Here is an 11315-nt window from a genome sequence, read left to right on the forward strand (position 1 = left end):
ATCGAGTCTTGGCAATCCGCGCGGGCGGACCGGCCTACTGACCAGAAGTCGACACTTATCGGCCACCTTCTGATCGGGTGGGTATGCCAACGTCAGTTGTTCGACTGCTCCTGCGCGCTTTCTGAAGGCCCCGGATCCGGCGGCCCTTCCTGATCGTACGTTCGGTACGGCGGATAGCATCCGGCCCATGGAGCCGCAGCTGAAGGACAGCGTCACCGACGGGGTCGCCACCGTCGTCATCGCCAACCCCGCCAAGCGCAACGCGATGAGCGCCGCCATGTGGCGCGCGCTGCCCGGCGTGCTCGACCGGCTCGCCGCCGACCGCACCGTGCGGGCCCTCGTTCTGACCGGCGAGGGCGACACCTTCTGCGCCGGGGCGGACATCTCGGCGCTGCGGGAGCCGGGCGACGAGCAGCAGAGCCTCGCGGTACGGGCCGAGGAGGCGCTCGCGGCCTTCCCGAAGCCGACGCTCGCGGCGGTCCGGGGCTTCTGCGTCGGGGGCGGCAGCCAGCTCGCCGCCGCCTGCGACCTGCGCTTCGCCGAGGAGGGCGCCCGCTTCGGGATCACCCCCTCCAAGCTCGGCATCGTCTACGCGTCCTCGTCGACCCGAAGGCTGACCGCCCTCGTGGGGCCTTCGACCGCCAAGTACCTGCTGTTCTCGGGCGAGTTGATGGACACGGAGCGGGCGCTGCGGACGGGGTTCGTGGACGAGGTGCACCCGGCGGGCGAACTGGACAAGCGGGTGGCCGAGTTCGGGCAGGTGCTCGTCTCGCGCTCGCTGCTGACCCAGGCCGCGGCCAAGGAGTTCGCCGACGGACGGACGGACCGGGACGCCCACTGGGCGGAGCAGGCACGCGGCAGCGGCGACACCGCAGAGGGGGTCGCCGCCTTCCTGGAGCGCCGCGCGCCCCGCTTCACGTACTGGCTCTGAGCTTCAGTCCCGCGCGAGCGACTCGACGGGCGTTCCGCGCCAGTGCGCGACGATCGAGGCCGGGGCCTTCTCCGGGGAGCCCGCGTCGTACGGCGGCTGCGGGTCGTACTCCGTGAGGAGCTGGATCGTCTGGGCGGTCTCGTCGCCGGCGATCCGGCCCAGCAGGTGCAGCGCCATGTCGATGCCGGAGGAGACCCCGGCGGCGGTGACGTACTTGCCGTCGAAGACGACCCGCTCGCCGGTGGGCTCGACGCCGAGGGCCCGCAGCTCGTCGAAGGCCAGCCAGTGGGTCGTCGCCCGGCGGTCCTTGAGCAGGCCCGCCGAGGCGAGGATCAGCGAGCCGGTGCAGACGGAGGTGGTCCAGGTGCTGGTGGCGTCGGCGGCGCGGAGCCAGTCGAGGATCTCCGGGTCGTCCATGGCCACCCGCGCGTCGGGGCCGCCGGGGACGAGGACGATGTCCGGGTGCGGGACCTCGGCGAGGGTCCGGTCGGCGACGAGGGCGAGGCTGCCCTGGTCGTTGCGGACGGGGCCGGCCTCCTTTGCCACGAAGACGGTCTCGGCGCCGGGGAGGCGGGCCAGGAGCTCGTACGGTCCGACGGCGTCGAGGGTGGTGAAGCGGTCGTAGAGCAGGACGGCGATCTGCATGGTGAACCCTTTCGATGGCAGTGGGCGTGGTCAGCCGGCAGGTACGTGGAAGCGGCGGCGGTACTCCGCCGGGGCGGTGCCGAGCGCCTTGACGAAGGCGCGGCGCATCGCCTCGGGGGTGCCGTAGCCGGTGGTGCGGGAGACCTCCTCGACGCCGCGCGAGGTCTCCTCCAGGAGGCGGCGGGCGTGTTCGAGCCGGACCCGGTCGACGTAGCGGCCGGGGGTCGTGCCGGTCTCGGCGTGGAAGGCGCGGGCGAAGTGCCGGGGCGAGAGCCGGGCGCGGGCGGCGAGCGCCTCGACGGAGAGGTCCGCGCCGGGGTGCTCGGTGATCCACTGCTGGAGGTCGCGCAGCGGCTCCCGGTGGGCGGTCTGGGCGGCGAGCTGGGCACTGAACTGGGCCTGGTTGCCGGGGCGGCGCAGGAAGACGACCAGGTGGCGGGCGACGGTGAGGGCGACGTCCCGGCCGAGGTCCTCCTCGACGAGGGCGAGCGCCAGGTCGATGCCCGCGGTGACGCCGGCGGAGGTGGAGAGGCGGCCGTCCCGGACGAAGATGGGGTCCGGCTCGACGTCGACCTCGGGGTAGCGGCGGGCGAGGTGGTCGCAGGCCATCCAGTGGGTCGTCGCCCGGTGTCCGTCGAGGAGCCCGGCCTCGGCGAGGAGCAGCGCCCCCGTGCAGACGGAGACCAGGCGCCCGGCGTCCGGGGCGTGCGTGCGCAGCCAGTCGACGAGGGCGGGGTCGGGGTCCCGCGTGCCCTCGCCGCCGGGGACGACGAGGGTGTGCGGGGCGCCGTCGGCGACCGCCTCGGCGAGGGTGGTGTCGGGGAGGATCCGCAGCCCGCTGTGCGTACGGACCGGTCCGCCGTCCAGGGAGGCGGTGCGGATCGCGTACGCGGCGGGGTCGCCTGCGGCGCGGCCCGCACCGGCGAACACCTCGAAGGGGCCGGTGACATCGAGGCTCTGCACGCCGTCGAAGAGGACGACGAGTACGGATCGCTGCGTCATGCCCCCATCCTTGGCGGCGCCGGGGGCGTCCGCAACGACGCACATCCCACCTTTTCTGCCATCGGCCGCCGCGGTCCCGTCGGTCCGCCTGTTCCCGTCGGTCGCCACCTGTTCCCGTCGGTCGGCCTGTTCCCGTCGGTCACCACCTGTTCCCGTCCGTCGGCCTGTTCCCGTCATACCGACCAGTCGGTAACCTTCGGGTCATGACGACTGCCCTGCCGCCGCGCGCCGGACGCCGCTGCCACAACGCCCTCAACCCGCTGCACTCCACGCTCTACTTCTCGCCGGACCTGGACCGCGAGTTCGGCGCCCTCGGCTTCACCGACCGGAGTGCGATGCGGCTCGCCGCGCGGAGCGCCGCCCTCGGCGCGGTGGGTGCGGGCACGGTCGCCGCGACCTTCTACAACTACAGCCACGAGCTGCTCGCCCGGCACCTCCCCGCCGTCTGGGAGACCGCCTCCCCCGCCGACGTCCTGGACGCGCGGCTGCGCACCGTCGACGCGACCCTGCGCCGTCTCCTGGGCGACGACACCGTCTCCTCCCCGGAGATGGCCGAGGCCGCGATGCTCGCCCTGCGGGCCACGGAGGCCTGCACCCGGCACGCCCGGCCGCTCTACTCGGCCCACGCGGACCTGCCGGTGCCGGAGGCCCCGCACCTCGCCTACTGGTACGCCACCACCCTGCTGCGCGAGCACCGCGGCGACGGCCACCTCGCGGCCCTGCTCACCGCCGGACTCGACCCCGTCGAGGCCCTCGTCTCCCACACCGCCACCGGCAAGGGCATGTCCCCGCGCTGGGTCCTCGGCTCGCGCGGCTGGCAGCGCGCCGACTGGGAGGCGGCCGCGGAGCGGCTGCGCGAGCGCGGGCTCCTCGCCGCCGACGGCGAGCTCACCGAGGCCGGTACCGCCCTCCGCGACGAGCTGGAGGAGCGGACCGACCGGCTGGACTCCGCCCCGTACGAGCACCTCGGCGCGGCCGGGGTCGAGCGGCTCACCGAGCTCGGGCGCGGCTTCCTGATGACGGCGGCGGTCGCGGGCGCCTTCCCCGCGGACCTCGTCGGCAAGGGCTGAGCGGGGGCCGGCGCGGGCGCGGGGACGCGCGCGGGACGGGTCGGTTGCCGCATCCGGGTGACCGACCCGGCACAATGCACTCGCAAGCTTGAGGCACGAGAAGGCGAGTCGGGACACCGTGACGACGTCCATCGAAGCAAGGATCGCCGAGGAACTCGGCGTACGCGAGCGACAGGTGAAGGCGGCCGTCGAGCTGCTCGACGGCGGTTCGACCGTGCCGTTCATCGCGCGCTACCGCAAGGAAGCGACCGAGATGCTCGACGACGCGCAGCTCCGCACCCTGGAGGAGCGGCTGCGCTATCTGCGCGAGCTGGAGGACCGCCGGTCGGCGATCCTCGACTCGGTACGCGAGCAGGGCAAGCTGACGGAGGAGCTTGAGGCCCGGATCCGGGCCGCCGACACCAAGGCGCGGCTTGAGGACATCTACCTGCCCTTCAAGCCGAAGCGCAGAACGAAGGCCCAGATCGCCCGCGAGGCCGGTCTGACGCCGCTCGCGGAGGGCCTGCTGAGCGACCCCTCGGTGGAGCCGACGTCCGCCGCGGCCGCCTTCGTGGACGCGGACAAGGGCGTCGCGGACGCCGCCGCGGCCCTGGAGGGCGCGCGGGCGATCCTCACCGAGAAGTTCTCCGAGGACGCCGACCTGATCGGCGAGCTGCGCGAGCGCATGTGGGGCCGAGGCCGGCTGGTCGCGAAGGTTCGGGACGGGCAGGGCGACAGCAAGGAGGGGCCCGGGGCGAAGTTCGCCGACTACTTCGACTTCGCCGAGCCGTTCACGGCGCTGCCCTCGCACCGCGTGCTCGCCATGCTGCGCGGCGAGAAGGAGGATGTCCTCAGCCTGGACCTGGAGCCGGAGGAGCCGTCCGAGACGCCGGGGCCGTCCTCGTACGAGGGGATCGTCGCGCACCGCTTCGGCGTGGCCGACCGGGGGCGCCCCGGCGACAAGTGGCTCCAGGACACGGTCCGCTGGGCCTGGCGGACCCGCATCCTGGTGCACCTCGGGATCGACCTGCGGCTGCGGCTGCGGACGGCCGCCGAGGACGAGGCCGTCCGGGTCTTCGCCGCGAACCTGCGGGACCTGCTGCTCGCCGCACCCGCCGGCACCCGGGCGACGCTGGGCCTCGACCCCGGTTTCCGCACCGGCGTGAAGGTCGCGGTCGTCGACGCGACCGGCAAGGTCGTGGCCACCGACACGATCTACCCGCACGTCCCCGCCAACAAGTGGGACCAGGCGCTCGACCGGCTGGCACGTCTCGCGAAGCAGCACGCGGTCGAGCTGATCGCGATCGGCAACGGCACGGCCTCCCGCGAGACCGACAAGCTGGCGACCGAACTCCTCGCCAAGCACCCCGAGTTGAACCTGACCAAGGTGATGGTCTCGGAGGCCGGCGCCTCGGTCTACTCGGCCTCCGCCTTCGGCTCGCAGGAACTCCCCGACCTCGACGTGTCGTTGCGCGGCGCCGTCTCGATCGCGCGGCGCCTCCAGGATCCCCTGGCGGAACTCGTGAAGATCGACCCGAAGTCGATCGGCGTCGGCCAGTACCAGCACGACCTGGCCGAGGTGAAGCTCTCGCGCTCGCTCGACGCCGTGGTCGAGGACTGTGTGAACGGCGTCGGCGTCGACGTCAACACCGCGTCCACACCGCTGCTTTCGCGGGTCTCCGGCATCAGCACCGGTCTCGCCGAGAACATCGTCGCGCACCGCGACGCCAACGGCCCGTTCCGCTCCCGCAAGGCGCTGAAGGACGTGGCCAGGCTCGGCCCGAAGGCGTACGAGCAGTGCGCGGGCTTCCTGCGCATCCGGGGCGGCGACGACCCGCTCGACTCCTCGTCGGTGCACCCGGAGGCGTACCCGGTGGTGCGCCGGATGGCGAAGACGACGGGCGGCCAGGTCGCCGCGCTGATCGGCGACACGGGCACGCTGCGCTCGCTGCGCGCCGACGACTTCGTCGACGAGAGCTTCGGTCTGCCGACGGTGACGGACATCCTGCGCGAGCTGGAGAAGCCCGGCCGCGACCCGCGGCCGGCGTTCAAGACGGCCACCTTCAAGGAGGGCGTCGAGAAGATCGGCGACCTGGCGTCGGGGATGGTCCTGGAGGGGGTCGTCACGAACGTGGCCGCCTTCGGGGCGTTCGTCGACATCGGTGTGCACCAGGACGGCCTGGTGCACGTGTCGGCGATGTCGAAGACCTTCGTCAAGGACCCGCGCGACGTCGTGAAGCCCGGTGACGTGGTCAAGGTCAAGGTCATGGACGTGGACATCCCGCGCAAGCGGATCTCCCTGACCCTGCGCCTCGACGACGAGGCGGGCGCGGACGCGTCGGGCGGCGCGCCCAAGCGGGGCGAGCGGGGCGAGCGGGGCGACGGGAGCGCCCGTGGCGACCGGGGCGGCCGTCCGCCGCAGCAGCGGCAGGGCGGCGGATCCGGCGGTGGCGGTGGTGGCCGTCGGAGCGAGCGCGGCGGCCGGGACGAGAGGGGCGGACGGGACCGCTCGTCGGCCCCGGCGCCGGGCAACAGCGCGATGGCGGACGCCCTGCGCAAGGCCGGTCTCCTGGGTGAGGACGGCGGCAAGCGCAAGTAGGGCGCGCTCCGGGCCCACCCCGCCCACCGCGTGAACGACCGAGGCCGCGACCCCACCGGGGTCGCGGCCTCGTCGCACGTCACAGCCCTACGGCACGAAGCGCAGGGCCCACTCGGCGCGGTTGGCGACGTCGAGGTCGTCGTCCTCCGTCAGCGGCCGGAGCACCCGCGTGGCCGTCTTCGGGTCCGCCTGGACCAGGTCGACGATCTCGGCGGCCAGGCCGTCCTGGTCGTCGCCGAGGTCGACGGCCGAGGCGCGGATCAGGGTCGGGAGGGCGTCAGGGCCGCCGATGGCGGCGAGGACGCCGCCGAGGAGTTCACGGGCGTAGGCGTTCCGCTCGGTGAGGGCGCGGTCCAGCTCCGCCTGGAGGCGGGGAAGGAGACCGGCGTCGCCCGAGGCGGCGACCTCGTCGGCGAGGTCGATCGTCTCGTCGACGTCCGCGTCGAGATCGTCCAGCATCGCGGTCAGCCGGGTCAGTAGGTCGGTCATGGTGCTGCCTCCTGGAATGCACCGTCCACGAGGACGGGGACGGTCGTCGAGCTGTCGATCTCGGCGGCCACGGCCACGTCCTGCGGATAGCCGTACTCGTACAGTTCACGGCCCGAGTCGCAGCCGTGCAAGGCGGCGACCGGGTCCTCCGTCGCCGCCCAGAGCGTGGCCGCCGCGCTCGCCTCGGGGGTCGGGACGCCCGTACGCGCGAGGGCGGAGAGCACCGCTCCCGCGCCGAGCAGGTCCTCCAGGGCGGGGCGCAGCGAGCCGTCGGGCCACCGCTCGCCGGAGGCGATCACGGCGAGCGGGCGGTCCGCGGAGCCGTATCCCCGGTCCGCGAGCCAGCGGGCGACGGCCGTGGGGTTGCGCAGGGAGGCGGCGACCACGGTCGCCCCGCCCGAGGCGGCCTCCGCCGCGATCGTGGAGCCGTTCGGGGACGGCAGGACCAGGCGCGGCGGCGTCGGGGCGGCGCGCAGGGCGGCCGGGGAGAGCGTCCACGGGTGCGCCTCGGTGGCCTCGCGCCGGCCGACGGCGAGCACCGCGTCCTGCTCCCGCGCGAACGCCGCCGCGGTGGCGTCCCGCCAGCGGTACGGGAGGACGGCGGTGCCGCCCTCCACGGCGACGCCGACGGACGTGGTGAAGGAGAGCACGTCGACCACGACGACACAGGCCGCCGCCGGCGCGAGGGCCCGTGCCTCGACGGGCCCCCAGCCGAAGGAGAGCGTCATGAGGTCGCCATCAGAGCTCGGTCACCTTGCCGTCGGCGACCTCGATGCGGCGGGTCGTGCGGACGGCGTCGAGCATGCGCCGGTCGTGGGTGACCAGGAGCAGGGTGCCGGTGTACGAGTCGAGGGCGGACTCCAGCTGCTCGATGGCCGGCAGGTCCAGGTGGTTGGTCGGCTCGTCGAGCACGAGCAGGTTCACGCCCCGGCCCTGGAGCAGCGCGAGCGCGGCGCGCGTCCGCTCGCCCGGGGAGAGCGTGGTGGCGGGCCGCATGACGTGCTCCGCCTTCAGCCCGAACTTGGCCAGCAGGGTGCGGACCTCGGCGGGCTCGGTGTCGGGCACGGCCGCGCAGAACGCCTCCAGGAGCGTCTCGGTGCCGTGGAAGAGCTTGCGGGCCTGGTCGACCTCGCCGACGACGACGCCCGAGCCGACGACCGTGTCGCCGGAGTCCAGCGGGAGACGGCCGAGGAGGGCGGCGAGCAGCGTCGACTTCCCGGCGCCGTTGGCGCCGGTGACGGCGACCCGGTCGGCCCAGTCGATCTGGAGCGTGACGGGGCCGAAGGCGAAGTCGCCGCGGCGCACCTCGGCCTCGCGGAGCGTCGCCACGACCGAGCCGGAGCGCGGGGCGGAGGCGATCTCCATGCGCAGCTCCCACTCCTTGCGGGGCTCGTCGACGACGTCGAGGCGCTCGATCATGCGCTGGGTCTGCCGGGCCTTGGCGGCCTGCTTCTCGCTGGCCTCGCTGCGGGCGTTGCGGCCGAGCTTGTCGCTGTCGGTGGCCTTGCGGCGGGCGTTCTTGACGCCCTTGTCCATCCAGGACCGCTGCATGTGGCCGCGCGCTTCGAGGGCGGCCTTCTTGCCCGCGTACTCCTCGAAGTCCTCGCGGGCGTGCCGCCGGGCGGTGTCGCGCTCGTCGAGGTACGCGTCGTAACCGCCGCCGTACAGGGTGATCTGCTGCTGGGCGAGGTCGAGTTCGAGGACCTTGGTGACCGTGCGCGTGAGGAACTCGCGGTCGTGGCTGATGACGACCGTCCCGGCGCGCAGCCCCTTCACGAAGCTCTCCAGGCGCTCCAGACCGTCGAGGTCCAGGTCGTTGGTGGGCTCGTCGAGGAGGAAGACGTCGTAGCGGGAGAGGAGCAGCGAGGCGAGACCGGCGCGGGCGGCCTGGCCGCCGGAGAGCGAGGTCATCGGCTGGTCGAGGCCGACGGTCAGGCCGAGGGAGTCGGCGACCTCCTCGGCACGCTCGTCGAGGTCGGCGCCGCCGAGGTTCAGCCAGCGGTCCAGCGTCTCGGCGTACGCGTCGTCGGCGCCGGGCGTGCCGTCGACGAGGCCCTGGGTGGCCTCGTCCATGGCGGTCTGGGCGGCGGTGACGCCGGTGCGGCGGGCGAGGAACTCGCGCACGGTCTCGCCGGCGCGCCGCTCGGGCTCCTGCGGGAGGTGGCCGACGCTCGCGGTGGGCGGGGAGAGCCGCAGCTCGCCCTCCTCCGGGGTGTCGAGCCCGGCGAGCAGCCGGAGCAGCGTGGACTTCCCGGCGCCGTTGACGCCGACGAGGCCGATGACGTCACCGGGGGCGACGACGAGGTCGAGCCCGGCGAAGAGGGTGCGTTCGCCGTGGCCGGCGGCGAGGTCCTTGGCGACGAGGGTTGCAGTCATGAGGGTACGAATCCTAGGCGACGGCGGGAGCACTGCTCCGCCCGGCCGGACCTGCCCCGATCGACCCGGCTTCCGTGGCCTGCCGCGATCGGCGCGCTTCGGCCGGGCCTGCTCCCGTCGGGCCTCGCTCGGAGCGGGCCTGCTTCGGCCGGGCCGCGCTCGGGGCGGGCCGGCTCCGGTCGACCCGGCTTCCCTCGGCCGGCTCCCGTCGGGCCCGCTCCGGTCAGGCGGCGGCGAGCCGGGCGCCGTGGGGCTCGGCGGTCGCGTCGCCGAGGAGGCGGAGCAGGACCGCGCGGTAGGTGTCGCCGCGGAAGCGGTACGGGCCGACGCCCGGGTAGCCGTCGCGGTCGAGGTCGACGGGGTCGTCCTGGCCGCCGGTCCGCCAGGCGAAGTCGCGCCAGACGACGTCCTCGCCGTCGCGCTCGACGACCGCGGTGACGGCGCCGCAGCCCGGGTCCTCGCACCCGGGGCAGGAGTAGACGGTCCGACGGCCGGCGGAGGACGCGGAGTCGAGGAGCAGCCCGCGGACGGACTCGGCGCGGACGGCGGGCGGGAGGTCCGAGGCCAGGGGCGAGACGGCGTCGATGCCCTCGACCTCGTCGAGCCGGTGGAGCAGGGGCCTGCCGTCGACCACGAGATCGGGGGTGTCGCGGTGAGGGCCGGTGAGGTCGAAGGTCGTGTACGCGGACGGCATGCAGGAAGTATTTCCCCGGATACGGCCCCGTTCCATGGCTGGGGAGTCCCGGAAATGTCCCGGTCCCGGTACGGTCCGCGCCATGGACAGCGACGTGATCGTGGTGGGTGGCGGGGTCGTCGGGCTGACGACGGCGGTGACGCTGGCGGAGCGCGGACTGCGGGTACGGATCTGGTCACGGGACGACGTGACGGCGACGACGTCGGCCGTGGCGGGTGCCCTGTGGTGGCCGTACCGGATCGAGCCGGCGGCGGAGGTCGGCGCCTGGGCGCTGGCCTCGCTCCGCGTGTACGGGGAGCTGGCCGGCGATCCGGAGCGGACGGGGGTGCGCTGGGTGGCCGGGGTCCACGCGGACGTCGGCCTGGACACGCTGGGCCCGTGGGCGAAGGAGGTGGCGGGGCTGCGGCAGCTGGCTCCGGAGGAGGTGCCGGGGCCGTACGGCGTGGGCCTGGCGGCGCGGATCCCGCTCATCGACATGCCGGTCCATCTGACGTGGCTGCGGGGCCGGTTCGAGGCCGCGGGCGGGGTCTTCGAGCGGCGTGCGGTCACCGGGTTCGAGGAGGCCGCGGCGCGGGCGCGGGTGGTCGTCGACTGCGCGGGGCTCGGCGCGCGGGAGCTCGTACCGGATGCCGGACTGCGGCCGGTGCGGGGGCAGTTGGTGCTCGTGGAGAACCCGGGCGTCGAGGAGTGGTTCACGGCGGCGGACGACGGGGCGGGCGAGACGACGTACTTCTTCCCGCAGCCGGGCCGGCTGGTCCTGGGCGGGACGGCCGAGGAGGGGGCGGAGGGGCTCGACGCCGATCCGTCGACGGCGGCGGCGATCGTCGCGCGGTGCGCGCGGGTGCGGCCGGAGATCGCGGGGGCGCGGATCCTCGGACACCGGGTGGGGCTGCGGCCCGCGCGGGCGGGCGGCGTGCGGATCGAGGCGGTGCCGCTGCCGGGCGGCGGCCGGCTGGTGCACCACTACGGGCACGGGGGCGCGGGGGTGACGGTGGCCTGGGGCTGCGCGGAGCGGGCGGCGGAGCTGGTGGGCGGATGACGCACGGCTGACGCGCGACGGACGTACGGCTGCCGTACGACTGCTCTGCGGCTGCCGTGCGGCTGCCGTGCGGCAGAGAACGGCCGCGGGGCGGGTACGGCCCTTTTCGGACCGCACCCGCCCCGCGCGAGCCGCTACTTCCAGAGCGGCGGGCGGTTGTTGTTCTCCGCGTCGTGGCACTGCTGGGCGCGGCGCTCCAGGGCGTCGGCGCGGGCGGCGGCCTTGCGGGCCTCCGCCGTGGCGCCGAGGCGGCGGAGCTGGGCGGCCCGGTCGCGCTCCTTGCGGGCGTCCGCCCGCAGCTTGTCGATGTTGCAGGTGATCTTGGCGGCGGCCGCGGGCTCGGCGGTGACTGTCTGGCCGAGCAGCACGCCTCCGGCGAGCAGCGTCGTGGTGAGCACGGCCGTCAGGGTGCGGCGCAGGGTCATGGTGTGGCGCATGGTGGTTCTCCAACTTCCCGGCGTGGAACGCCGGTTTGAGGCATGGTCAGTACC

The 11315-nt window shown here is 74.4% G+C and carries 10 protein-coding genes and 1 pseudogene; 4 read left to right on the plus strand and 7 right to left on the minus strand.

The features are described from left to right. The first annotated feature begins 187 nt into the window (after positions 1–187). Complete coding sequence (locus ACZ6K0_RS39960; RefSeq protein ID WP_469236040.1) at positions 188–931, plus strand: enoyl-CoA hydratase/isomerase family protein; 744 nt, start codon at positions 188–190, stop codon at positions 929–931. Positions 932–934: 3 nt separating this feature from the next. Here the strand turns inward: ACZ6K0_RS39960 and ACZ6K0_RS39965 are convergent, their stop codons facing one another. Both ACZ6K0_RS39965 and ACZ6K0_RS39970 read right to left on the minus strand, forming a co-directional pair. Further along, a complete protein-coding gene (locus ACZ6K0_RS39965) occupies positions 935–1576 on the minus strand; it encodes a DJ-1/PfpI family protein (protein ID WP_376408213.1) in 642 nt (213 codons plus the stop codon). A gap of 30 nt (positions 1577–1606) precedes the next feature. Beyond that, positions 1607–2578: a GlxA family transcriptional regulator gene (locus tag ACZ6K0_RS39970; RefSeq protein ID WP_469236039.1), complete on the minus strand. Its 972-nt coding sequence runs from the start codon at positions 2576–2578 to the stop codon at positions 1607–1609. A gap of 203 nt (positions 2579–2781) precedes the next feature. Between ACZ6K0_RS39970 and ACZ6K0_RS39975 the strand changes: the two genes are divergently transcribed. After that, entirely contained in the window at positions 2782–3648 is an 867-nt protein-coding gene (locus ACZ6K0_RS39975; protein ID WP_469236038.1) for an SCO6745 family protein, read from the plus strand. A gap of 118 nt (positions 3649–3766) precedes the next feature. Further along, positions 3767–6226 (plus strand): Tex family protein, encoded by a 2460-nt coding sequence (locus tag ACZ6K0_RS39980; RefSeq protein ID WP_469236037.1) that lies wholly within the window; start codon positions 3767–3769, stop codon positions 6224–6226. A gap of 87 nt (positions 6227–6313) precedes the next feature. Here the strand turns inward: ACZ6K0_RS39980 and ACZ6K0_RS39985 are convergent, their stop codons facing one another. The 4 genes and pseudogenes from ACZ6K0_RS39985 to ACZ6K0_RS40000 form a co-directional block, all read right to left on the minus strand. Further along, entirely contained in the window at positions 6314–6715 is a 402-nt protein-coding gene (locus tag ACZ6K0_RS39985) for a hypothetical protein (RefSeq protein WP_376408204.1), read from the minus strand. Next, the gene (locus ACZ6K0_RS39990) at positions 6712–7443 is read right to left on the minus strand and encodes a 2-phosphosulfolactate phosphatase (RefSeq protein ID WP_469236036.1); all 732 of its coding nucleotides are present in this window, start codon (positions 7441–7443) and stop codon (positions 6712–6714) included. Before ACZ6K0_RS39990 ends, ACZ6K0_RS39985 begins: the two co-directional genes overlap by 4 nt. A gap of 10 nt (positions 7444–7453) precedes the next feature. After that, positions 7454–9091: an ABC-F family ATP-binding cassette domain-containing protein gene (locus ACZ6K0_RS39995; RefSeq protein ID WP_469236035.1), complete on the minus strand. Its 1638-nt coding sequence runs from the start codon at positions 9089–9091 to the stop codon at positions 7454–7456. A gap of 256 nt (positions 9092–9347) precedes the next feature. Then, positions 9348–9785, minus strand: a pseudogene (locus ACZ6K0_RS40000) (oxidoreductase); the annotation flags it as partial. A gap of 82 nt (positions 9786–9867) precedes the next feature. Here ACZ6K0_RS40000 and ACZ6K0_RS40005 point away from each other — a divergent pair. Beyond that, complete coding sequence (locus ACZ6K0_RS40005) at positions 9868–10824, plus strand: NAD(P)/FAD-dependent oxidoreductase (protein ID WP_469236034.1); 957 nt, start codon at positions 9868–9870, stop codon at positions 10822–10824. Between the two features lie 134 nt (positions 10825–10958). Here ACZ6K0_RS40005 and ACZ6K0_RS40010 read toward each other — a convergent pair whose 3' ends face one another. Continuing rightward, positions 10959–11261 (minus strand): hypothetical protein, encoded by a 303-nt coding sequence (locus tag ACZ6K0_RS40010; protein ID WP_469236032.1) that lies wholly within the window; start codon positions 11259–11261, stop codon positions 10959–10961. Positions 11262–11315: the final 54 nt, after the last annotated feature.

The organism is Streptomyces sp. NPDC042346, assembly GCF_055581845.1.